We start from the raw sequence: 22,949 nt of genomic DNA on the forward strand, positions 1-22,949 counted from the left end.
GGTATCAGTCTGTGCCGGAGCGCCCTTTGTAGAGATACAGATTGTCGGGCTTGGTCGCGGCGTCTTCGTTATATCCCAGCGCCGTTCTGGGGTCGGATGCAGCGACACCCGCGACGTCGCCTTTCTGCGGAATACGCAGTGGGCCCAGCGTATGCAGATAAGCATCCGCCCCGCTGGTACGGTCATAAACCGGGAAGTCCGCCTCGCGGTCACGGAAACTCTTGAGAACCTGCCCCAGACCTTTCAGTCCAACTTCACGTTGGCGACGGACCTGATCGAGATCGATCTCGATGGGGAAGATGTCCTCTTGCCCTGCCGATTGGTGCAGCACAGTGGCCGATGGGTCGACGACCAACGAGCGGCCAACGCCCCCAGCGGCCAGCCCGTTCACATCGAACACATAGCATTGGAACTGCGCGGCGGTCGCCTTGGCAATCGATAGCTCGGCCTCGCGGTCGGTTGTGCCGGTCAGGACCGGATGCAAAAGAACCTCAGCCCCCTGAGAAGTCAGGTGCCGTGTTGTTTCGGGAAACCAGATATCATAGCAGATCGACAGGCCAAACCGGCCCACTTCCGGCACGTCGAATATGCAGAACTCTGTGCCTGAGGCGATGTTTTGTTCATAAGGCTTGAACGGGAACATCTTGGAGTATTTCGAAACGATCTCACCATCCGGGTTGATCACCACGGAAGTGTTATAAATCCGCCCATCCTCGCGTTTCTCGAACATCGAGCCAGGGACCAGCCAGATCCCGTAACGCCGCGCCGCGTCCTGAAAGCGCGACAGGTCGTCATTGGGAAAGGGTTGGGCAAACCGGTCGAGCGGACCGTGAGGCGCCAGCTCGCTGAACAAGGCCATCTGGGTCCAGGGGAACCGAGCCATCATGATGTCGATCCGATGCAACATAGCGTCGACGTTCGACTGCAGCGCGCCGACATGCATCTGGATTCCGGTTATCGCAAAGGGGGTCATATTTCGTTTCTTCTCATTTTCTCGCCGATTGCGACCGCCGCTATGATCCGGCGCTCTTCATCGGAACACAAAATCGTGTATTCACGCAAGCCTGCTGTCCTCAGGCCAATTGTTTTGGAAGATTCCGGCGTCATTGTGCCTCTTCCTCGGCTGCATCATCTGTTAGAGTTTCCACAAAATCGATATCGTTGCGGACCCAGAAGAAACGGAAGCCACAACTGCGCAGCCATTTTTCAAGGCGGTCCAGGCTGGACCATTCCCGCCGCAGACCGCGGGTGGATTCGACCAACGCCCATTGGCCATCGACCAGAAAATACACCGTCCAGGTGTTGGGATGCGTCGAGTGGTTGGCAAAGCCGCCGCTGACCACCTCGCGCGCCGTGCGCACGGCGACAGGGTAATCTCCGATGCGGTTTTCAGCCGCAAGAATCGCCAGATCGTTTTGACGGATAGTGAATGTTGGGAACGGTGCGACGCTCATGCAGCCTCGGTCTGTACGGCGTCGAGCAGCGCCTTGCGCCGTTCACTGATCTCCGCCGGTTTGAGGTTTTCGATACGGGTCGCAAGCGTCCAGACATGGCCGAAGGGATCGGCGATTGTAGAGCAGCGTTCACCCCAATAGGTATCGGTCGCCTCGGCAATCAGGCGGGCGCCATTTTCCAGCGCGGTCGCGAGGGTCGCGTCAGTGTCTTCGACATACATGTGATGTCCAACCGGTGTGACCGTGCCCGAAACGGCGGGACCATGCGCACCCCAACCGGCGGTGACAAACAGCATCGAATTGCCGATCTTGATGACGGCAAATCCCGGAGCCTCTTCCACATCACAGGCCTGGACCTTCGCGCCAAAGGCGCTTTCGTAGAACTGCAGCGCTGCGGGTACGTCACCAACGGCAAGCGACGCGGTGCAGGTACGATAGCCACGGGGCATAGTGGCAGGCTTCTTCATCATTCCGGTCCTCTCCGAATTGGGCGACGGTCGCCCTAAGTGACATGCAGGAATTTCCCGCACTATGCATCATACTGTGGCTCATTCCGGCGGGGCCTGCAACACTATGATGCATAGTGCTTATTTTTCACTCCAAATGCTCAGAAAGTTGGCGGTGTTCAGGCGCTGATGATCCGGCAGACTACGGGGCCGACCTGCCGGAACCGTTGCGGCGTGCGACTGTTGAAGTAATAGGCATCGACCGGCCCCAGAACCTTGCGTTGATCGCCCACCGTCACCTCGACCCGGCCCGAGATCACGGCGCCGCCCTCTTCCACCTCATGGCCATACATCACCCGCCCTGTGTCGGCGCCAAGATCATAGGTCTCCTGCAAGATCATCATAGCGCGCGCATGCAGGTTTGATCCCACCTGCCGCAGCGACAGCCCGTCCTTGCCGATCTTGGTCAGTTCTTCAGCAGCGTAGAACACTGTCTGCTCACTTTCGATCTCGAACGGGAAAAAAGTGCGACATGCTGATCGGGTGGCGCTGTCAGACGAGTTCGAACCAGTCTCAGTTTGCCTGAGAAACCGCGAACCTATCCGGAACAAAGTTGACGCCATTCGCTAAGAGCAACGGCGCGTGTCAGCTTGAAGGTGTCCCGGCTGGTGAGCGATCTTTCCAGGTTGAAGTGGTTGTAGACGGAGGAATGGACGGACGCAAATTTCTGCAAACTTCGCATGCGCCTGAAACGTTGCATCGCGCGTTCGCGTCGTCGAAACTGCAGGTGCGAGTTCTCGACGCGGTTGTTGAGCCACCTGCCCGTCTGTTGTTTTTCATTGGCGCCCAGCTCTCTGAGCGCGGTTCTGTATGAGGCGAAGTGATCCGTGACGACGTTTTCCGCATTACCGTGGCGCTTCATCAATTTCCTGAGGAATTTCAATGCCGCCTGCTTGTTTCGACGTTTGGTAACGATTGCTTCCAGCACTTCGCCCTCATGATCGACGGCCCGCCAGAGGTAGTGTCTCTTGCCATTCACCTTCACGAAAACCTCGTCCACGTGCCACTTGCATTTCGAGAATGCGCGCAGTCGCTGAACACGCTTTTTGTCTGATTTCGGAGTCAAACATCGGGCCAAACCTGTCCCACCAATATCGGACAGTTTCGTGGCTCACGTCGATGCCTCGCTCGTGCAGGAGATCTTCGACATTCCAAAGCGAGAGCGGGAAACGGATGTACAACATCACTGCATTGCGGATGATCTCAGGGCTGGTTTTGAAGTATTTGAAAGAGGCAGGTCTGGTCATGGACAAAAGCTACGCAACCGCCCTGCCCGCCTCAACTCAAGTTCTTCCGACAAGACCATTTAGGGAATTTGCAGCATAAGCCTCTCAAAAACATACAGTTCTGATAGGAGAAATGACGAAAATCAGTCCCGGTTTGCGAAAATTCCCTGTAAATTGCCGGGTATCAGAGAAATCCAGCCCAAAGCGACCCCGCTAAAATGCGACACTGAGACTGGCGCCTGAATTGTCCTCTGAATGTACAGTCTGCTCCGTCTCTGATTGAAAGCGCATGCGCCAACGCGCGGGAATTGCGGAACAATTCCGAGTCAGAAAGTACAACTGAAGTGAGACAGGTATGAGTGGCGGGGAGACAGGGATTCGAACCCTGGGAACGCTCTCACGTTCAACGGTTTTCAAGACCGCCGCATTCGACCACTCTGCCACCTCCCCGCGTGCCGCAGGGTCTAAGCTGTGTTTCAGGCAGAGGCAAGCCATAAAGCGGGAAATCTTGCCTAAGCTTAAGCAGCAGTCTTTCCTTAGCCCCGTGCCCGCGTTATCATTCGCGGACAAGACCGCTAGAGACTGGCAAGAAGAACCAGCAATCACGCGGTGGGGCGCGGCCAATATGGCTTTGTCAGGCAAGGGATTGAGACAATGGAGCGAGCTACGGGCACACGCTTTGGGCCACAACGGCTGGCAATTCTGGTCGTGGGTTTGGCCGCTTTGGCCGGGTGCGAAGAAGGGTTCAGCCTGCAAGGGGCCCCGGAAGAGGAAGTTGCGACCGAAGAGGCGGACAATACCAACAGGTTCGAGTTGTTCCCAGACGCAGCACCTGCGAACCAGCGTGATGTTGAGGCACCCGATGTATTTCAGGTGACCGAAGCCGGACTTTGGGATGGACGCCCCTCTCTGGGTGGAATTTGGGTGGCACACCCTGATGTTACTCAACCCGAGCGGGTACGGATCAAGAACACATCCAACAACAAGACAGTTACGGGCGCATTGTTCCGCCGCGAACGGGCTTTACCTGGACCTGCGTTACAGGTCTCTTCCTCGGCCGCAGAACAGCTTGGTATGCTGGCGGGGGCCCCAACCAAGGTTCAAGTTGTGGCGCTGCGCCGTGAGGCGATTGAAGTGCCCCCTGCCCCTGAAGAGACAGAGGCGACCGAGGATGGAGAAGTTGCAGAAGGTACCGAAGCGGCGACGGAAACAGCTGAAGGCGAAGCAGTCGAACAGCCCGTTAAACGTAAGTGGTGGCAGAAAAAACCAGCCGATGACACGAATGCTGGCGCTGCAGTCGTTGCTGGGGCAGCCGCTGGCGCCGTTGTCACATCTTCGGACGATGAGTCGGCCCCTGCCGAAGTGCAAAGCACCGAAGTTGCCGATGCAGATCCACAAGCGACTGAGCAACCAGTCAAACGCAAATGGTGGCAGAAAAAACCAACGGATGAAGCCAACGCTGCGGCAGCAGGCGCAGCTGCTGCCGCCGTCACAGAGGCTGATGCCGCCCCGACCGAGGTGCAGTCGGCGGCATTGTCAGACCCAGAGATAACACCGCCAACTGAGAAGCCCACTAAGCGCAAGTGGTGGCAAAAGAAAAACCCTAACGAGATCACGGAAACGCCATTGGACCCGATCGCAGGTGCTGCGGCAGCAATTGAAGCGTCCGAACCGACCGCTGCGGCGGCACCGGTGGCAGCAAGCACGACAACGACAGGAGGCTTATCCAAGCCGTATGTTCAGGCTGGAACCTTTGGCGTTGAATCCAATGCCAAGAGCGCAGCGGAAAAGATACGTCGGAATGGGATGAATGCCGACGTGTTTGAACTGAAAGGTGAAGACAAATCAGTATGGCGCGTTCTGGTTGGACCTGTTGCAACACGCAGCGAACGCCGGGCATTGTTGAATGACGTCAAAGACCTTGGGTTTACTGATGCCTTCACGGCCAGGAACTGACAGAACTAGGAGGCGAATGATGCTTTCCGCTTTACGATCAACCTCACTTGCCATCGGGCTGGCACTAATGGCGCTGCCGGCCTATGCGTTCGACACCACCGCGCGCGCTGCTTATGTGATCGATCAGAAAACCGGCACTGTGCTGTTGTCGAAAGACGCTGATCAGCCTCTGCCCCCGGCTTCTATGTCGAAACTCATGACGCTTTATGTCGCGTTTGAAGCGCTGCGCGATGGTCGCCTTACGCTGGACGAAACTCTGCCCGTATCTGAACACGCCATGAGCTATGGTGGCTCGACCATGTTCCTGAACACGCAGGACCGTGTGCGGGTCGAAGACCTTCTACGCGGGATCATTGTGCTATCTGGAAACGACGCCTGCGTCGTGATTGCCGAGGCATTGAGCCCCGACGGGACCGAAGCCGGGTTTGCCCGCTTTATGACCCAGCGCGGGCAACAGATGGGTATGAACAACTCAAACTTTGCCAATTCTAATGGCTGGCCTGCTGCGGGGCACATGATGTCTGTGCATGATCTGGCAGTTTTGGCCGATCGATTGATCACTGATTTCCCTGAATACTATCCCCTCTTTGCGGAAGAGGTTTTCGAATTCGACGGTCGTGCCCCGTCGAACGCACGCAACCGTAATCCTCTACTGAAACTGGATATCGGGGCCGACGGTCTCAAGACCGGTCACACGCAAGAAGCAGGATATGGTCTGGTTGGTTCGGCCAAACAAGGGGATCGCCGGGTTGTCTTTGTGCTCTCCGGGCTCGACAGCGTCGGCAAACGGGCAGAGGAGGCTGAGGCCGTGGTTAACTGGTCGTTTCGAAATTTTGTCGAGAGGACAGTTGCCAAATCGGAAGAACCGGTAGCGCAGGCCAAGCTTTGGATGGGTGCGGAAAAAACTGTGGGTTTGGTGCCTGAAGGTGATCTGACCCTGCTGTTTCCAGTCCTGGGCAACAAGGACATTCAGGCCGAAGTCGTCTACGAAGGCCCGATCAATGCGCCGGTCAGCAAAGGCCAACAGCTGGCTGAGTTGGTGATCAAACCCGAAGGCCTGCCGGAAATCCGCCGCCCGTTGGTGGCAGACAGGGATGTACCCCTCGGCGGGTTTGTCGTCCGCATGATGACAGTGGGCGGCATCGTTCTAAAAGACGTGATCAACAATCCGCTGGAGCAAATGTGACGGCGCGCGGCACGTTTCTTACCTTCGAAGGCATTGACGGATCAGGCAAGTCTACACAGGCCCGTCTGCTGGCCGATCACCTGCGACGTGAAGGCCGCGATGTCATTCTGACTCGGGAACCGGGTGGGTCTGCCGGCGCCGAAGAAATTCGCAATCTGGTTTTACAGGGCGACCCGGATCGTTGGTCGGCCGAAACGGAAATTCTGCTATTCACTGCAGCCCGGCGTGACCATCTGGAACGCACAATCGAACCCGCACTGGCCGCTGGAAAAGTGGTCATCTGCGACCGATTTGCCGACAGCACTCGCATGTATCAGGGGATGTCGCGTGGCGATCTTCGCAGCCTCGTGGATCAGCTGCACAATTTGATGATCGGGCGCGAGCCTGACCTGACACTACTGATCGATATGGATCCGGAAACCGGTCTATCACGCGCTAAGGGTCGGCAAGGAGCCGAAGAACGGTTCGAAGATTTCGGTGTCGATCTTCAACTGCAGATTCGTGCAGGTTTTCTCGCTCTGGCGGACGAATTCCAGGATCGTTTTCGAGTGGTGAACGGCAATAGGGACATGGACAGCGTCGCGCAGGATGTGACAGACATTGTTATGACTTCTCTGCGATAGACCAGACATGAGCGACGACACCCCAACTCCGGATCAGGCCCCTGGCGCACCACATCCGCGAGAAACCACCCGGCTTATCGGGCAGGACGCAGCACAACAGGCCTTTCTGACCGCGTACAATTCGGATCGATTGCACCATGGCTGGTTGCTGACTGGTCCTCGTGGAGTGGGCAAAGCAACACTAGCATGGCGGATCGCGCAGTTCTTGCTGGCCACGCCGCCATCTGATGATGGCGGGCTGTTCGGCGCTCCACCTCCGCCTGACACTCTGGACATCGACCCGGAACACCCGGTCGCCCATCGCATTCTTGCCGGGGCCGAACCCGGCCTTGCCGCAATTACCCGCTCTGTCAACGATCAGGGACGGCTGCGCAATGAAATCGTTGTTGATGACGTCCGCAAACTTGGGCGGTTCTTCGGCTTGTCCTCTGCTGATGGGGGTCGGCGGGTTGTCATCGTGGACTCGGCGGATGAAATGAACGTTAGCGCTGCAAACGCGCTGCTGAAAATGCTCGAAGAGCCCCCCGCGCGCACAACTCTGCTGCTGATTTCGCACCAACCCTCGCGCCTGCTGCCGACCATCCGGTCGCGTTGCCGCACACTGCGGCTATCCCCTCTCTCGCCTGACGACATGCAGGCTGCGCTGTCGCAAACCGATACGGAAATTCCTAGCCAGACTGACCATCTCGCAGCGCTCGCCGCCGGATCAGTGGGTGACGCCGTTCGCTTAATAAACCTCGGCGGGCTGGAACTTTATGCCGAACTGATTGCAATTTTGGGAACGCTGCCCCGGCTTGACCGCCAGCGCGCTCTGAAACTGTCCGAAACGGCTGCGCAGCGGGGGGCGGCCGAACGGTTCGATCTGCTGCTTTCACTGATAGACGTGGCGCTCTCGCGCCTGGCTCTGACTGGTGCGACCAGCACCGCACTGATGCCCGAGGCCGCCCCGAATGAGGCCGAAACTTTATCGCGTCTCTCCAGCTCACCGCAAAAGGCCCGCCAATGGGCCGAAATCGCCGCCCCCATCACGGCGCGTGCGCGGCATGGGCAGGCGGTGAACCTTGACCCTGCCTCGCTTGTCCTAGATACGCTGTTCAAGATACAGGAAACCGCCGGTCACGACAGATGAGCCCCACTCCCGAAATTACCGACAGCCATTGCCATCTGGATTTCCCGGATTTTGACGGTCAGTTGGAAGAAATCGTTTCACGCGCTGCCGACGCTGGCGTGACACGCATGGTGACCATCTGCACACGGTTGCGTAACGAGCCCACGGTACGCGCCATCGCCGAGGCTCATGCCCCTGTCTTTTATGCCGCAGGCACCCACCCGATGAGCGCCGCTGACGAGCCGATGGCAACAGTCGATGAACTGCTCGCATTCGCCAAGCATCCGAAATTCGTGGGCATTGGGGAAAGCGGGCTTGATTATCACTACACGGCTGAGTCGGCGGACGTTCAAAAGCGTTCGCTGCGTATCCATATCGAAGCGGCGCAGCGGACCGGATTACCCCTGATTATCCATGCACGTGCCGCGGATGAGGACATGGCACGTATCTTGGCGGATGAGCATAGAAACGCTCCGTATTCCTGTGTCATGCATTGCTTTTCTTCCTCAGCCGAGCTGGCCCGAGCCGCCCTTGAACTTGGCTTCTATCTGTCCATGTCCGGCATTGCAGCATTCCCCAAAAGTCAGGAGCTGCGTGATATCTTCGCCACCGCGCCCATCGATCGTATCCTGGTTGAAACCGACGCGCCCTATCTGGCGCCACCGCCCTATCGCGGCAAACGAAACGAACCGGCCTACACCGCGCATACAGCGCGCAAAGGGGCCGAAGTGTTCGGTTTGGAGTACGCCGATTTCGCAGCCCAAATACAGGCCAATTTTGACCGGCTGTTCACCAAAGCCGCTAGCTACAAGGCCGCTGCATGAGCGAGCTGCGCTTCACAATACTTGGCTGCGGTTCGTCCGGAGGTGTACCGCGACTTGGGGGGCATTGGGGCGAATGCGATCCGGAGAACCCCAAAAACATCCGGCGTCGCTGCTCACTGTTGGTCGAACGCGATGGGCCAGAGGGTACCACCTCGGTATTGATCGATACGTCTCCTGATATGCGCAGCCAATTGCTTGGCACCGGAACGGGGCGTTTGGATGGCGTGATTTACACCCATTCCCATGCCGATCACACCAATGGCATCGACGATCTGCGGATGATTGTTTTCAACATGAAAACCCGCGTGCCTGTATGGGCGGACGGCGATACCCAGAACGATCTACTCGGTCGCTTTGGTTATGCGTTTGTTCAACCCGAAGGCTCACCCTATCCGCCCATCCTGGACCTAAAGACAATCAATGGCCCGTTTGAGATTTCCGGCCCCGGCGGCCTGATCCCCTTTCGACCATTCCGTGTGAACCATGGGTCGATTGATGCCCTTGGCTTCAAGATGGGAAATCTCGTTTATCTGCCTGATGTTGCGGAACTTTATGATGAGAGCATGGCTGAGCTTTCAGACCTCGACTGCCTTATCATTGATGCCCTACGCCGATCCCCGCATCCAACCCATGCCCATCTGGAGAAGACGCTGGGCTGGATTGAGCAATTGAAACCAAAACGTGCCGTTCTAACCAACATGCATATCGATCTGGATTATGCCACGGTTGATGCGGAAACACCGGATCATATTACGCCTGCTTTTGACGGCATGGTGATCCGGCAAACCCTGTAGGGCAAGACGCTGTTCGCGCGCGCGATACCGTCGATGGCAGCGACATGTTCCAAAGCCTGATCGATGTCATCCTGCCGGTGTTTTTGGTCATCGGCGCCGGGTATACGGCAACCCGGTTCGGATATTTCCGCGAAGATCATATCGACGGGTTGATGAAATTCACGCAGGGCTTCGCCATTCCCTGTTTGTTGTTTCTGGCCATCGCCAATCTCGATCTCAGCGCAAGCTTCGACCCCAGACTATTAACCAGTTTCTATTCGGCAGCTGGCCTCTGTTTTGTCGCCGGAATGGTTGGCGCTCGCCTCATATTCGGACGCGAGTGGGAGGACTCGATCGCGATTGGCTTTTGCTGCTTGTTCTCAAATTCAGTGCTTTTAGGGCTGCCCATCACGGAACGTGCCTACGGACCGGACAATTTGACGGGAAATTTTGCAATCATCGCCTTCCATTCACCGTTCTGCTATTGTGTTGGTATCACCGTGATGGAGATCTTTCGAAACCGTGGCCATGGTGGGACACGGATGGTGAAATCCGTGTTGTCCGCAATGTTCAAGAATGCGTTGATACTGGGCATCTCATTGGGCTTTATTGTCAATCTTACCGGATTTGTAATACCGGGCGTGGTTGATGACGCGTTGAACCTGATTACGCGCGCGGCCCTACCCGGCGCACTGTTCGCATTAGGGGGCGTACTGGTCAAGTACCGACCCGAAGGCGATTTGCGCGCCATTATCTTCGTCTGTTGCATCTCGCTGTTGCTACATCCAAGCCTTGTATGGCTTTTCGGAACATCATTGGCGCTACCGCAAGATCTGTTTCGCTCAGGTGTTCTTACCGCTGCGATGGCTCCGGGCTTCAACGCCTATATCTTTGCAAATATGTATGGGCGTGCCAAACGGGTTGCTGCATCTTCAGTTTTGATCGGCACCGCATCATCCATACTGACTGTCTGGCTTTGGTTGACTCTACTTGGATAGCCAGATCAAAAATCCTGCATTGACTCTTCGAACAAGCAGGACATCTTTCGCAGCACCATCTCGGAGCACCGCATGCCACACGCCGTTATCGTCGCACATGGACAACCGTCAAATCCGGCACCTGCCGAGGCGGCGCTGGCGCGCTTTGCCAGGCAAATAGATTCACTGTGTCATCGGGTCTCGGTTCATTCCGCCACTTTGGCTGCACCTGACACGCTTGAGACGTGCCTTGACGAATTGCCCGGCGACATAGCGATCTATCCGTTGTTCATGGCGAAGGGTTGGTTTGTGACCAAGGCTTTACCTAAGCGACTTGGTTCTCGGTCGGTCAGAATTCTGGATCCTCTGGGTATCGACCCGCAGATGCCATTTTTGGTTAAAAGCGCCCTGCATCAAAAACTTGAAAATCTAGGATGGTCAGCCCCTGACACTGATCTGGTAATTGCAGCCCATGGTTCAGGGCGCAGCAATAACCCGGCAACGGTGGCCCATGGGTTTGCAGATACGCTGGGCCAATTGGTCACATTCAAAAGCACCCGAACCGGCTTTGTTGAGCAATCTCCAAGCATTGCCGCAGCAGCATCAGGATGTGGTGAAAAGGCGCTTTGCCTGCCCTTCTTTGCCTGCACCGGAGGCCATGTGCTCGAAGATGTGCCGCAAGAATTGGCCCGCGCAAACTTCGCCGGCCAAGTTATGCCAGTCATTTCTGAACTACCCCAAGTCGAACAACATATCGCTGCGATATTGGACGCCATTTAGGCAAGCGCATTCTATCCGGATTGTTGTGCATTCGAAAACTCACAGTAGAACCGGTGGCAAGATCGTCCGTTTCGTTTTGCGGCGTATAGCGCTAGGTCAGCGGCATGCAGTACATCCTGCGCTTTTGGCATTTCGAACTGGGTCGACAAAGCAGTACCAACGCTCGCTGATACACTGCAGGCCGCTCCCTCGAATTTCATCGGCTGGCAAAGTTGCGCGATCAGGCGTCGGGCAATGCTGTCGAGTTTTTTACGGTCGGTCATCCCTTTGATAATCAAGACAAACTCGTCCCCGCCGACACGAGCAACCGTATCATCACTCCGCGTTTCATCAAGCATGATCATTGCGGCTTGCTGCAGCACAAAATCCCCTGCGGCATGGCCCAGACGATCGTTGACCGATTTAAAAAAATCCAAATCCAGATGCATTAATGCAAATGACGATTTCGTTGATATCAAATGCCCGAGTATATGGTCCATTGCACGCCGGTTTTTTAGCCCGGTCAGCGTGTCTGTATAGGCCTGCTCCTCAGCCGCCAGCTTTGCACCTTGCAGACGCAGGTTCAATGATCTGGAAGCCTCCATCGCGGCAGATTTAGCTTCGACCAAATACAGCAATTCGATCGCCAAATCGGTGCCTGAGAAATCTGCGCTTGTCAGTGCATAGTCTCGCACCGCATCCAATATTGAAATTCCGAATGACAGGTTAACAACCGATGCACCCTTTCCAGAAAGTGGCGCGATCAGGCCCTTAAAGGCTGTTTGCGGTTGATCTTGGAAACGAAGACGTAACCGCGCGCCTGGCGTCGAAAGCAACGTTGGAAACTCAGTGACAGAACGCGGGCGCTGCAACTCAAACACGTCAAGAAAACGCCGCCCTGCCATGGGTTGCTCCGGGCGCAGTTTCTGCACTGTGGGGCCCACTTGAACAATTCGCCCCTCATCATTGATAAGAACATACATGGGGCACAAAGTATCGAGAAGGGAACCTAGATCTTCGGTTTCGATCATGATTTCCGCGCCCCAAGCTCAAAATGACGCCCTTCGGCAAAGGCGCTTTCGATCAGTGTAATCGAAATGAGCTCTGACCCATTTCGACGCTCTTCGTTCGAAAGAACAACAAGTGCGCCGTAGTCATCCGCCATAGCCCGCAAAACACCAGTCATAACACTGGAAAATCCCGGCAGCCCGGGAGAGCAATATAGTTGGTATTCCGCTGATGAATGTTCCTGCAATTCAAGGTCCGGCAGCGTGAGATCCGAAACAGCAAGGCGCACTCGATCAGACAAATCATCTAGCGAGTGCAAAAACTCGACATACGTTACGCCCCCGAAACGCAGCAGTCGCCTTAGGTCCTCCATATTCGCATGTGATACGAGGTAGGTTCCCAAGTCCTCAAGAAACTCGGATTTTCGACGGTTCAATACGGTACAAAGCACGTCCAGCACACGATCTGAAACCTCTGCCTCATAGATCAGCATCGCCTCGAATTCGACGAAATCCAATCCTGCGGCTTGGGTCGCCTGCAGCCAGCATTGGCGCCCATAAGTGGCACAAACGAATGATTGGATCGCCCTGTTAATCAGCCCATGCATGAAACAACTCGAATTGGATATCTGCTTCAGGTGACCCCAGAAAACTTAACAAACACCCAATATCCTGGCCGAGATCATGAGAATGTTAGACATTCATGACTAATCTGCGTGGTTCGGCTAGGTCAGAAATCTGTCGGCGCGCCCCCTTCAGCCTTGCGGCGGGCAACAAAGTCTTCAAGCTCTTCGCGGATCGCCTCGTCCAATGCCGGCGCTTCAAAATTGTTAACGATTTCTTTGAACATTCGATGGGCCCGTTCCGCAGTCCAGATACCGCCAGCGACTTCCCAGGCCTCAAAGTTTTTCCAATCGCTCAGAAACGGCTGATAAAACGCCGTGGTATAGCGATCCTGTGTGTGTTGAATGCCAAAGAAATGCCCGTCATTTCCCACTGAACGGATTGCTTCAAGGGCGATCTCGTCCGGTCCTGTTGCTGTTAATTCCGGCTGCATATATCGCTGAATCTGTTGCAGGATTTCGCAATCCATGATGAATTTTTCAGGACTCGCGATCAGACCACCTTCCAGCCAACCAGCCGCGTGATAGACCATGTTTGTTCCAGATTGAACAGCGGCCCACAGTGAATTTGATGTCTCCCAAATGGCCTGGCCATCTGGCACATTCGCAGCGCACACACCCGAAGAGCGCATCGGCAATCCATAGAACCGCGCCATTTGTCCGGTCATCTGCGTCGAGCGCATGTATTCCGGCGTCCCGAACGCGGGCGCTCCGGACTTCATATCAACATTCGAGGTGAACGTCCCGATCACGCATGGAATGCCGGGCCGGACATATTGGAACAGCGCAATCGCACACAATGCCTCGGCCAGCGATTGGGCGACCGCACCCGCCATCGTCACAGGGGCCATTGCACCTGCCAGAGTAAACGGAGTTACCACAATCGCTTGTCCACGCCGCGCCAACCTTAGACAACCATCGATCATCGGATGGTCGTGCTTGAGCGGTGAGGTCGAGTTGATGTTGGTATACATCCGAGGCGATGCCTCAAACTCTTCGTGACTCAAACCGCCTGCGATGCGGACCATTTCCATCACATCTTCGACACGTTCCTTACCCAGTGAGTAGGCGTGCATCGCCTTGTCAGTCAGCGTGAGCTTGTCGTAAAGCACATCAAGATGTCGGACGCTGGCATGGATATCGACAGGTTCAACCGGATAACCTCCGGCAAAATGGATGCAGTTGAAATACTGCGTCAGTTTCAGCAAATCCTGACACATCCGTCGGGTGCCGGGCACTTTTTTACCAATTTCCATGTCCCAATAGTTCGGCGGTGAAGAAACATTGCCGAACAACATGGTTTTGCCTCCAACCTCGATCTGACGGTCCAAATTGCGTGGCGTAATAGTGAATGAGTTGGGGGCTTTGCGCACCATTTCCATGACAAAGTCCCGCCCCATACGGACGTTATCGCCAGAGATTGTACAGCCAGCTTCGCGCAAAATGCCAAGAGCTTCCTGATTATAGAACTCGATACCGATCTCTTCGAGGATGCGCATAGCTCCTTCGTGGATCGCCTCAATCCCCTCTGACCCCAACGGTTCTGTTGGCCGGTCTAAGTTCACAGGTGGATTCCACGGCATCTGATCGATGACTTCGCTACCGCGACGGGTGGCTGCACCAGCGCGGCCACCGCTGCGGCGTCTGCGTGTCCTGCTGTCTTCCATAGCTGTCCTCCTGGCGCTCTCTTTCTCAAGAAAGCCCCGAAGATTTAGCTCTGGCCGCTCTATCTGCGACAAGTGGTGTCGGTTTTGTCGTTCAAACCGGCGTTTCAGAACACCAAACAATCAGATTTCTGACAACCAGCCGGGAATATGGCCGATGTCGGGTAAAACTACATCTGCCAAGGGTTCGAGCGTTTCTGTTGTGGCAAGCCCAGTAAGAACACCAATCGTCACCATGCCTGCGGCACGACCCGCTTCAAGATCATGAAGACTGTCACCAACCATGGCGACGCGCGACGGATCAACATCGACATGTTTGGCAAATGCCAAAAGCTGTCCTGGACCGGGTTTGAAGCCGTGGCCACTGTCATACCCTGCAACAAAATCGAAGTGGCCCCGAATTCCGACCGATTCGAGATGACGCAGCGCCGGTATCTCGGCGTCATTGGTCGCTACACCCAGTTTAAGCCCGGTCTTTCGCATATTTTCAAGAAAAGGTGCGAGAGGAACGGCAGGCATTTGCTCTGCCGCTGCGGATGCGTCATTGAGAGTTTCGACGATTTGATGCTGAGCGATGCCAGTCAAGTGCGGCGTCAGGGCACGCGCAATTTCATCGACGGTTCCTGCAATAACGATACTGTCAGGGCTATACCTCTCCTCGGCATAATCAAAACCGATGACCTGGCCAAGTTCAGCCGCGCGCTTTGTATCACCGTCGGATAGGCGTTCAAGCGCGATACGTCCGAACGCACCCCATGTAGACGCAAAGTCAAAAAGCGTGCCGTCCTTGTCGAAGACGAGGGCGTCAATGTTCATGAATTTAGGCTCCTATTGGTCAGGTCCAGTGCATATCAGAAGTGCCGGATAACACAGCGCGGGCGCGGCCGGGTTCTTCGTAGGGCACGGAATGGGCGTCACAAAAGGCGATCACCCAGGAATCGTCAAGCACCAGAAAGTCCAGTACCGATCCCAGAAACTCGCCTTCTCCTGCCCGAGCACGCAAATCCTCTATGGAAGCGCCGGTTGCACCCAAAAAAACTGGGAGCAACTCATCATTTCCCACCAACCAATTCAGCACCCTCAGGGCCAATGTTTCAGCAGAATGGACAGAGATTGGCATTATCTGGCCTCGACGACGCTCTTGGAAAGGGTTTGTTAACCAGACTCATAAACACTTTGGTAGCGCATGCAATCTAACGGTGAACGGCAATGTCTGTACAGGGTACCATACTGGTCCTCGACGGGGTCTCGACCAATCGCATTATGCTTAAGGTCCAGCTCACCGCGGCATGGTATCATGTTGTACAAGGGGAAAAGCTGGCCGGGTTGGGTGCTTTACTAAGGCGCACGCGTCCTGACTTGGTTTTGACCGCCCAAACCTTGCCCGACGGGACCGCCTCGGATGTTAAGAAGTTAATGGCGGTTGATCCCACTTTGGCTGATGTACCGATTGTTGCCATCACGCCGCAAAATGATAGGGCGGCGCGATTAAAGGCCTTATCGGATGGTTTAGACGACGTGCTGGGTTACCCATTTAAGGATACTTTGCTTCTCGCGCGTGTTCGCAGCCTGTTGCGCTCACGTGCCGATCGGCAGGAACTGAGCCTTGGGGACACCAGCCAATCCAATGGTTTTGGTGAGGCGGCACAGATACCGCTTGCGCCACCTGCGATCGTGCAGATTGCGTTGTTGACCCAGACCCCACGCGCCGGAGCGTTATGGGGCAGTGCGTTGGCGCAGCAAACACGACGCCGCTTGTCCAATTACACGCTGCCCGATCTGCACGGCGTTTTCTCTGAACCTGCTCCTGATGCCATTGTCGTCGAGATTGCGCCCGGCGGATCTGGAGGGCACATCCTGGCCGATCTAAAATCCCGCAGCGCCACCCGAAACACCGTATTAATCGGCGTTTTGTCAAACGAGGATGCAACCCTCGCCGCCGAAGCTTTGGATAAAGGGGCGGATGCAATTTGTATGGGAGGGTTCCACCCGGACGAAATCTCGCTCCGACTCGACACCCAGATCGCCCGCAAAACCCGCGACGACAAATTGCGCGCGTCGATACGTAAAGATCTATCCGAATCGCTGACCGATCCTCTGACAGGGTTACACAATCGTCGATTCGCCATGAGGGCACTTGATCAGATCGCCCACCAGGCCTTGGAAACAGGGCGTGGGTTTGCACTGATGCTGGCGGATTTAGATCACTTCAAGGCGATTAATGATCGTTTTGGTCATTCTGGCGGTGACATCGTTCTGACAGAAACAGCGCGCAGGCTTCAAGCAGCAACAGGAAAGGCCGGCTTTGTCGCACGCATCGGCGGAGAGGAATTCATGATTGGGCTTCCTCATTGCTCGGCAGAGCAGGCGTTAAAGCACGCGGACATGATCTGCGGAAGCATTTGCAACAAACCGTTTTGCCTGCCCGACGAATCCGTATTGACCTCGGTCACGATCAGCGTAGGCGTAAAATGGTGTTCCTCACCTGATCTGAATATTGCAGATCGCAGAAATGCCGCCGGTCAGTTGATCCGTTCAGCCGACCAAGCTTTGTATGCGGCGAAAAATGCGGGTCGCAATCAGGTGCATATCCGTAGTTCAGCAGCCTGACGAGTTAGTTTCGTTTCTTGTGTTTACCTAGGCCGCGTCTGACGACCTCCTCCAGCCGATCTGCATATTTGACCCGCTCTTCCGCGCTCATTTGCGTGACTTGCGCAAGCCATTGCTGGTGCAGCGCTGTCTGCAGCTCTGCCGTTGCCTGCGCCTGCTTCTCAAGCAAATCTTCAACCGCAGACGGATCAAATGGCACGGCTCGCAAGGCCTGGCTAAGCGCACCAAAATCCTGTTTGCGTCGATGCGATCCTTTGCCCCGCAGATCTGACAACTCACCTTTGAGAGCTTTGCGATCAGATTTGGGCAGGGCATAGTACAATGCTGGGCCAAATCCTGGCGGTATGGAGGCGCGATCACTGCCTTTGAAACGCAAGGCTGTACCCAAGACGACTCCTGCAATTAGCAGGTTCAGAGCAAGCGAAGCGATCAGCAGAATCGGCATCCATTTACGTTTGGGTGCAGGATTATCGCTCATTCCGCGTCCTCCAGATAGTTTTCATCTAAGTTGAGATCAGCCATCAGATAGGTTGCATCCTGCGAGACAAAATAGTCTGCAGGGTCAGGTAGAAAAGCAGGCGCAGAAAACCCGATCCAGATGCCAGCTGCACTTGCGGCCACAAGGCCACTTACCCCATGCCATCCGCCGATGACATTCATCCGGTCCCGCCATGTTCGACGCCGTTTGCGTGCGGATCGAGCCAACCGAACCGCCTCTGCATCGGTTTCAATTCGGACGGCAAGATCGTCCGGGAACACATCCCGAGCGTCGCGCGCTAGCGCAAACAGGTGTTCAAGTTCTTTGTCATGATCAGCCATGTTCGTACCCCAATTCATCCCGACGCCCCGCAAGTAGTGCGGCCAGTGATCGTTTTCCACGCGCAGTCAGGCTTTCAACCGCCTCAACCGAGATATCCATAATCCCTGCGATTTCAGGGTTGGACAACTCTTCGATATGCCGCAGAACCACCGCTTGCCGTTGCCGATCCGGCAATTGATCCAATGCCGCCTGCAACGCATCCTTACGCTCGGTATCTTGCATCCGATCAACCACGCTGGCGGATTCGTCTTCTGGCTCGGCAACATTTTCGAGCGCATCAGGCCGATTTCTTCGGCGCAGATCCAGGCACAGGTTCAATGTCACACGATAAAGCCAGGTCGAAATCTGCGCCTGTCCCGGCACCCAGTCGGGCGCCATTTTCCAAAGACGCATCATCGCCTCTTGTGTCACATCTTCGGCTTCCGCCTGATTTCCCAACATTCGCAAGGCCACGGAATAGCTGCGCGGTCCAAGCCGCCCGGTCAGCAGACGGGCAGCAGCCGCATTGCCATCAGCAAACCGGCCCAGCAACTCCTCGTCGCTGAGCTCGGGCACGGCAGAAAAACCGCCGTGCGCCTCGTTTGGGTAAGAGGTCAGATCCTCCATCCCGTATCAGTTGTTGTCTGTGTCCGACTTCTGGTGCCGCTTGTGTTTCCGACCCATCCTGTCTTTCGCATCCGCATATTCCTGTTCTGATATCGATCCGTTCCCATCGGCGTCGATACGCTCGAACATCTTGGAGGCACGGCGCGGTTTCGGCAATTCATCTTCGCTGAGGAAACCATCGGAGTTAGCATCGTGCTTCTCAAACATCTTAGAGACACGCTCGCCGGCTTTCGCCTGTGCTGCTGCCTGCATTTCCTCAACGCTCAGCTGCCCGTCTCCGTCAGTGTCAGCAGCCGTGAATTTCTGGTTGCGATGCGCCGCGATCTCGGCCCGCGTTACCTGCCCGTCTCCGTCGGCATCCAGTTCCTGAAACGTCGGACGCGGCCCTTTGGCCAGTGCTGAGCTGCCGGATACTGCAACTGCCGCAAGAACGATGGCGGAGATGAAAGTTTTGGTTTTCATTACAAAGTTCCCTGAATTTAGCGGCACCTTGCCGCTGTTGATACTTCTTAAAACGCAGCCCGGGCAGCTTTCCGTCGCATCGCGCACAACTTTTTTCGTCATGTTTGAAATTCGATCAGTTGCTGATACGCTGTAAGCAATCGCCACAAAGCGACGCACCCCCCTTTTCCGACGGGTTCGAAACGGCCTATATCGCCCGAATAGAAACGCGCGAGATTTAAATGACTGATCAGACTATCGACACTGCGGTCGAGGACGACCGCCCGACCAAACCCGCACTGATCCGTGGGTTTCGTTGCAAATGCCCGAATTGCGGGGAAGGCAAACTGTTGCACAGCTATCTCAAGGTGAATGATAGTTGCTCGGAATGCGGTCAGGAATTGTTTCACCACCGTGCCGATGATGGCCCGGCCTATCTTACCATTTTGATCGTCGGGCACCTTCTGGCACCTGCGCTGCACGTCTCATACGTACACTGGCGGCCTGACCCTTGGGTCATGGCAATTGGCTTCTCGATCGCCTGCGTTGCCCTCTCGCTGTACCTTCTGCCCCGCTTGAAAGGGGCTGTGGTCGCATATCAATGGGCGCGTCGGATGCACGGGTTCGGCAAATCTGTATGAGCGCGGACAAAACCGCCATTCGCAATGCCGCGACCGTCATCGTTCTGCGCGACAGGCTCAGCGACCCCTCGATCCTGATGGGGCAGCGTGGTGCGAAAGCCGCGTTTATGCCAAACAAATTTGTCTTTCCCGGCGGTGCAGTCGACCCTGATGACGCTCACGTTCCACTGAGCACTCAGTTACCCGATCTCTGCTCCGAACGTCTGTCACAGCGATCCGAACTAGGGTTGCAGAATGCGCTGGCGGCTGCCGCGATCCGGGAATTGTGGGAAGAAACCGGATTGATCCTTGGGCAACCGGGCGAATGGCAGGGTACGGCCCCGAACGACTGGCAGAGCTTTGCGGCTATGGGCTATCAACCTTCCGCAGAAGCGCTGCAATTCGTGTTCCGGGCGGTCACGCCACCCGGTCGCTCACGCCGGTTTGATGCCCGGTTCTTTTTGGTCGATGCAAACGCAATTCAAGGCGATCTGGATGACTTCACTCATGCCTCGGACGAGTTATCGCATTTGCAGTGGGTCAAAATCAGCCAGGCGCGCGAATTCGATCTGCCTTTCATCACCGAAGTTGTTCTGGCCGAAATCGCCGCGCGCGCTGCAGACCCAAGCCCGCCGGACACAGTGCCTTTTTTCCTCAACAATGAAGAAGCCAGCTTGTTCCTGCAATTGCGCGGCTTTCCAATGCCCTACACGAGCTAACGCATCCGGCTGACGACTACCGTCACCTCGGGTTTTTTGCCGATCTCAGCCTGGGCGGTCTGGCGCGCAATCCGGCGCAACCCCTCTTCCAGCTTGTCGTCATCGCGCAGCGTTTTTGCGCCAGCGCGCATCAGGAACTGGTTCAAATCTTCTTCCAACACCTCGACCAGACCGGCACGGGACGATCCGATCTGGGGCAGTCCCATCGTGTCGCACCATGGCTCGCCCAACGGTTCGTCTTCTTCGTCCAGAATGACTGTGATTGTGATATGGCCATTCAATGCCATGCGGATACGGTCACGCACAACACCATCCAATGCGCCAATCTTGACCGTACCATCCAGATAGGTCCGGCCCGTCTCGATGTAGTCTACCACTTTCGGAGCATTTCCGGTCAGGTCCAACATGGTGCCATTCACGGCCAAAATTCCGGTCCTGCCACCCGCCTCGGCCAGTTTGGCATGTTCACGCAGATGGCGGTGCTCGCCGTGCATCGGGATGACCATCTGCGGATCAACCAGAGCATGAACCTTTTCCAGATCAGGCCGGTTCGCGTGACCCGAGACGTGATACAGTCCCGAGCTGTCATCGACCACATCTACGCCCTTTTCACTGAGCTGGTTCATAATGCGGATCACGCCGCGTTCGTTTCCAGGGATAGTCTTGGACGAGAACAGGAACAGATCCCCATCTTTCACCTCAAGCCCGCGATACTTACTGCGCGCCAGTTGGGCGCTGGCCGCACGACGTTCTCCCTGACTGCCAGTCACAATCAGCATCAGGTTTGCGCGCGGGACATCCAGCGCCTCTTCCGCGCTTATGACTTTCGGGAAGTCGCTGAGAATGCCCGTTTCAGTCGCCGCCTCGATCATCCGGCGCATCGCACGGCCCAGCAATACGACCGAACGCCCAGCCTTCTGGCCAGCCTCGGCAAGCGTTTTCACGCGCGCCACGTTCGATGCAAATGTAGTTGCGATAACCATGCCATTGGCATCCCGCACCAGCTGCGTGATTTCAGGCCCGACCTCGGATTCCGAGCGGCCGGGGTGGGATGAAAAGACGTTTGTACTGTCACACACCAACGCTTTGACACCCGACTTGGCCACCTCGGACCACAAGTCAGGATCAAACGGTTCACCCACAATTGGATTGGCATCCAGCTTGAAATCACCAGTGTGCACAACGCGTCCAGCCGGAGTGTCGATGACCAGCCCTGCACTTTCCGGGATCGAATGCGATACCGGCAAGAAACCAACTGTGAATGGTCCGGCATTGATCTGTTCGGGCCACGGAGATGCGGTTCGCACCGTCTCGGTCGGATGGCCATGCTCCTCCATCTTGCGGCGCGCAATATTCGCCGTGAAGGCACGCGCATAAACGGGTGCACCCAGTGACTCATAGCAATGCGCGACCGCTCCGACGTGGTCCTCATGCGCATGAGTGATAAAGACCGCTTCAAGCTGATCGGCACGCTCCTTTAGCCATGTGATATCGGCAAAGATAAGATCAACGCCGGGCGAGGTATCCATGTCCGGGAAAGCAACCCCGAGGTCCACAAGAATCAATCGCTCTTGACCTGGTTTCCCGTAGCCATAGACATAGGCATTCATGCCGATTTCGCCTGCACCGCCCAGCGGCAGATAGATCAGTCGTTCACTGCTCATGTTGAGCCATTTTCCTTGTTATAGCGATGGATCACGGTCAGGCCGTGCATCGTCAGATCATCTTCAAACTCGTCGAACAGGTCAGCGGCTTGCTGAAACAGGGGCGCAAGACCCCCGGTCGAGATTACTTTCATAGGCACCCCCGCCTCGGCTTTAATACGCTCACAGATCTCGCGCACCAGGCCGACATAGCCCCAGAAGACACCGGATTGAATGCACTCTACCGTGTGGGTCCCGATCACCTTTTGTGGCTTCGATATGTCTACATGTGGCAGCGCGGCTGCTGCGAGGTGCAGTGCCTCAAGGCTAAGATTGACGCCAGGCGCGATAACTCCGCCGACATATGCACCGTCATGAGCGACGACATCAAATGTCGTTGCCGTACCGAAATCCACCACGACCAGATCGCCGCCAAAGCGGTCAAAGGCCCCTGCTGTGTTAACCAGACGGTCCGGTCCGACTTGCGTGCCTTCGTCGACACGAGGGTTGGCGGGCAGCAGGCAGTCGGGTTTACCAACGACCAGAGGGCGACATCCGAAGAAACGGTCTGCAAAGACCCGCAGGTTGAAAACAACACGTGGCACCGTCGATGAGATGATTACATCTGTAATGTCCACCTCAATTCCGTAGTGCTTTACCAATGTCGAATACCACGTGAAATACGCATCCGCAGTTCGCGCGTGGTGGGTGGAGGTGCGCAGGGTGCACAGAAATTTCTCGCCATCCCAGATCGAGAAAACGGTGTTGGTATTGCCGCAATCAATCGCCAGAAGCATTTGTGCC

At 55.9% G+C, this 22,949-nt stretch carries 26 protein-coding genes, 1 tRNA gene and 1 pseudogene; 11 read left to right on the forward strand and 17 right to left on the reverse strand.

Going from position 1 to position 22,949, the window contains the following annotated elements; genetic code table 11:
- Positions 1-4: 4 nt before the first annotated feature.
- The 6 genes and pseudogenes from ACR3EJ_RS16590 to ACR3EJ_RS16615 all read right to left on the reverse strand — a co-directional run bounded on the left by ACR3EJ_RS16590 (position 5) and on the right by ACR3EJ_RS16615 (position 3,636).
- The gene (locus ACR3EJ_RS16590) at positions 5-973 is read right to left on the reverse strand and encodes a carbon-nitrogen hydrolase family protein (RefSeq protein ID WP_170543491.1); all 969 of its coding nucleotides are present in this window, start codon (positions 971-973) and stop codon (positions 5-7) included.
- Between the two features lie 130 nt (positions 974-1,103).
- Positions 1,104-1,454 carry a hypothetical protein gene (locus tag ACR3EJ_RS16595; protein ID WP_170543489.1) on the reverse strand — a complete coding sequence of 117 codons (351 nt, stop codon included), beginning with the start codon at positions 1,452-1,454 and terminating at the stop codon, positions 1,104-1,106.
- Positions 1,451-1,924, reverse strand: a complete 474-nt coding sequence (locus ACR3EJ_RS16600) for a VOC family protein (protein ID WP_480423145.1) — start codon at positions 1,922-1,924, stop codon at positions 1,451-1,453. The genes ACR3EJ_RS16595 and ACR3EJ_RS16600 overlap by 4 nt, the downstream gene beginning before the upstream one ends.
- A gap of 155 nt (positions 1,925-2,079) precedes the next feature.
- Complete coding sequence (locus tag ACR3EJ_RS16605) at positions 2,080-2,391, reverse strand: cupin domain-containing protein (RefSeq protein ID WP_480423146.1); 312 nt, start codon at positions 2,389-2,391, stop codon at positions 2,080-2,082.
- Positions 2,392-2,498: 107 nt separating this feature from the next.
- A pseudogene (locus tag ACR3EJ_RS16610) lies at positions 2,499-3,207 on the reverse strand (IS6 family transposase).
- 339 nt (positions 3,208-3,546) lie between these two features.
- Positions 3,547-3,636 (reverse strand) — tRNA-Ser (locus ACR3EJ_RS16615).
- A gap of 204 nt (positions 3,637-3,840) precedes the next feature.
- On the opposite strand from ACR3EJ_RS16615, the gene ACR3EJ_RS16620 reads away from it, so the two are divergent.
- From ACR3EJ_RS16620 to ACR3EJ_RS16655, 8 genes are all read left to right on the forward strand, one after another.
- A complete protein-coding gene (locus ACR3EJ_RS16620; protein ID WP_170543486.1) occupies positions 3,841-5,142 on the forward strand; it encodes an SPOR domain-containing protein in 1,302 nt (433 codons plus the stop codon).
- A gap of 19 nt (positions 5,143-5,161) precedes the next feature.
- Positions 5,162-6,328, forward strand: a complete 1,167-nt coding sequence (locus ACR3EJ_RS16625) for a D-alanyl-D-alanine carboxypeptidase family protein (protein ID WP_170543484.1) — start codon at positions 5,162-5,164, stop codon at positions 6,326-6,328.
- A complete protein-coding gene (gene tmk, locus ACR3EJ_RS16630; RefSeq protein ID WP_170543482.1) occupies positions 6,325-6,951 on the forward strand; it encodes a dTMP kinase in 627 nt (208 codons plus the stop codon). The genes ACR3EJ_RS16625 and tmk overlap by 4 nt, the downstream gene beginning before the upstream one ends.
- Positions 6,952-6,958: 7 nt before the next feature.
- Positions 6,959-8,080: a DNA polymerase III subunit delta' gene (locus ACR3EJ_RS16635; protein WP_170543480.1), complete on the forward strand. Its 1,122-nt coding sequence runs from the start codon at positions 6,959-6,961 to the stop codon at positions 8,078-8,080.
- On the forward strand, positions 8,077-8,883 hold the full coding sequence (locus tag ACR3EJ_RS16640) for a TatD family hydrolase (RefSeq protein WP_170543478.1): 807 nt from the start codon (positions 8,077-8,079) through the stop codon (positions 8,881-8,883). The genes ACR3EJ_RS16635 and ACR3EJ_RS16640 overlap by 4 nt, the downstream gene beginning before the upstream one ends.
- A complete protein-coding gene (locus ACR3EJ_RS16645) occupies positions 8,880-9,677 on the forward strand; it encodes an MBL fold metallo-hydrolase (RefSeq protein WP_170543476.1) in 798 nt (265 codons plus the stop codon). Before ACR3EJ_RS16640 ends, ACR3EJ_RS16645 begins: the two co-directional genes overlap by 4 nt.
- A gap of 44 nt (positions 9,678-9,721) precedes the next feature.
- Positions 9,722-10,654, forward strand: a complete 933-nt coding sequence (locus ACR3EJ_RS16650; protein WP_170543474.1) for an AEC family transporter — start codon at positions 9,722-9,724, stop codon at positions 10,652-10,654.
- A 72-nt stretch (positions 10,655-10,726) separates the two neighbouring features.
- Positions 10,727-11,413, forward strand: a complete 687-nt coding sequence (locus ACR3EJ_RS16655) for a CbiX/SirB N-terminal domain-containing protein (RefSeq protein WP_170543472.1) — start codon at positions 10,727-10,729, stop codon at positions 11,411-11,413.
- Positions 11,414-11,424: 11 nt separating this feature from the next.
- Here ACR3EJ_RS16655 and ACR3EJ_RS16660 read toward each other — a convergent pair whose 3' ends face one another.
- The 5 genes from ACR3EJ_RS16660 to ACR3EJ_RS16680 all read right to left on the reverse strand — a co-directional run bounded on the left by ACR3EJ_RS16660 (position 11,425) and on the right by ACR3EJ_RS16680 (position 15,806).
- Positions 11,425-12,423 carry a GGDEF domain-containing protein gene (locus tag ACR3EJ_RS16660; RefSeq protein WP_170543470.1) on the reverse strand — a complete coding sequence of 333 codons (999 nt, stop codon included), beginning with the start codon at positions 12,421-12,423 and terminating at the stop codon, positions 11,425-11,427.
- Positions 12,420-13,007, reverse strand: coding sequence for a heme NO-binding domain-containing protein (locus ACR3EJ_RS16665; RefSeq protein ID WP_170543468.1), 588 nt, complete (start codon positions 13,005-13,007; stop codon positions 12,420-12,422). Before ACR3EJ_RS16665 ends, ACR3EJ_RS16660 begins: the two co-directional genes overlap by 4 nt.
- 122 nt (positions 13,008-13,129) lie before the next feature.
- On the reverse strand, positions 13,130-14,689 hold the full coding sequence (locus ACR3EJ_RS16670) for a trimethylamine methyltransferase family protein (protein WP_170476496.1): 1,560 nt from the start codon (positions 14,687-14,689) through the stop codon (positions 13,130-13,132).
- A gap of 120 nt (positions 14,690-14,809) precedes the next feature.
- Positions 14,810-15,502: an HAD family hydrolase gene (locus ACR3EJ_RS16675; protein WP_170543466.1), complete on the reverse strand. Its 693-nt coding sequence runs from the start codon at positions 15,500-15,502 to the stop codon at positions 14,810-14,812.
- A 19-nt stretch (positions 15,503-15,521) separates the two neighbouring features.
- Positions 15,522-15,806: a DUF3572 domain-containing protein gene (locus tag ACR3EJ_RS16680; RefSeq protein ID WP_170543465.1), complete on the reverse strand. Its 285-nt coding sequence runs from the start codon at positions 15,804-15,806 to the stop codon at positions 15,522-15,524.
- A gap of 89 nt (positions 15,807-15,895) precedes the next feature.
- Between ACR3EJ_RS16680 and ACR3EJ_RS16685 the strand changes: the two genes are divergently transcribed.
- Positions 15,896-17,296 carry a diguanylate cyclase gene (locus tag ACR3EJ_RS16685; protein WP_170543463.1) on the forward strand — a complete coding sequence of 467 codons (1,401 nt, stop codon included), beginning with the start codon at positions 15,896-15,898 and terminating at the stop codon, positions 17,294-17,296.
- 4 nt (positions 17,297-17,300) lie between these two features.
- Here ACR3EJ_RS16685 and ACR3EJ_RS16690 read toward each other — a convergent pair whose 3' ends face one another.
- Genes ACR3EJ_RS16690 through ACR3EJ_RS16705 form a run of 4 tightly spaced genes read right to left on the reverse strand, consistent with a single transcriptional unit; the run spans position 17,301 to position 19,184 of the window.
- On the reverse strand, positions 17,301-17,774 hold the full coding sequence (locus tag ACR3EJ_RS16690; RefSeq protein WP_170543462.1) for a periplasmic heavy metal sensor: 474 nt from the start codon (positions 17,772-17,774) through the stop codon (positions 17,301-17,303).
- Positions 17,771-18,115, reverse strand: a complete 345-nt coding sequence (locus ACR3EJ_RS16695) for a hypothetical protein (protein ID WP_170543451.1) — start codon at positions 18,113-18,115, stop codon at positions 17,771-17,773. The genes ACR3EJ_RS16690 and ACR3EJ_RS16695 overlap by 4 nt, the downstream gene beginning before the upstream one ends.
- Positions 18,108-18,722, reverse strand: a complete 615-nt coding sequence (locus tag ACR3EJ_RS16700) for an RNA polymerase sigma factor (protein WP_170543449.1) — start codon at positions 18,720-18,722, stop codon at positions 18,108-18,110. The genes ACR3EJ_RS16695 and ACR3EJ_RS16700 overlap by 8 nt, the downstream gene beginning before the upstream one ends.
- 6 nt (positions 18,723-18,728) lie before the next feature.
- The gene (locus tag ACR3EJ_RS16705; protein ID WP_170543447.1) at positions 18,729-19,184 is read right to left on the reverse strand and encodes an EF-hand domain-containing protein; all 456 of its coding nucleotides are present in this window, start codon (positions 19,182-19,184) and stop codon (positions 18,729-18,731) included.
- A 221-nt stretch (positions 19,185-19,405) separates the two neighbouring features.
- Between ACR3EJ_RS16705 and ACR3EJ_RS16710 the strand changes: the two genes are divergently transcribed.
- The gene (locus ACR3EJ_RS16710) at positions 19,406-19,804 is read left to right on the forward strand and encodes a DUF983 domain-containing protein (protein WP_170543446.1); all 399 of its coding nucleotides are present in this window, start codon (positions 19,406-19,408) and stop codon (positions 19,802-19,804) included.
- Positions 19,801-20,502, forward strand: coding sequence for an NUDIX hydrolase (locus ACR3EJ_RS16715; RefSeq protein WP_170543444.1), 702 nt, complete (start codon positions 19,801-19,803; stop codon positions 20,500-20,502). The genes ACR3EJ_RS16710 and ACR3EJ_RS16715 overlap by 4 nt, the downstream gene beginning before the upstream one ends.
- Here the strand turns inward: ACR3EJ_RS16715 and ACR3EJ_RS16720 are convergent.
- The gene (locus ACR3EJ_RS16720; protein ID WP_170543442.1) at positions 20,499-22,166 is read right to left on the reverse strand and encodes a ribonuclease J; all 1,668 of its coding nucleotides are present in this window, start codon (positions 22,164-22,166) and stop codon (positions 20,499-20,501) included. The genes ACR3EJ_RS16715 and ACR3EJ_RS16720 overlap by 4 nt on opposite strands.
- Entirely contained in the window at positions 22,163-22,942 is a 780-nt protein-coding gene (locus tag ACR3EJ_RS16725) for a type III pantothenate kinase (RefSeq protein WP_010442755.1), read from the reverse strand. Before ACR3EJ_RS16725 ends, ACR3EJ_RS16720 begins: the two co-directional genes overlap by 4 nt.
- Positions 22,943-22,949 lie beyond the last annotated feature (7 nt).

This window comes from Ruegeria sp. AB11 (genome assembly GCF_056536325.1).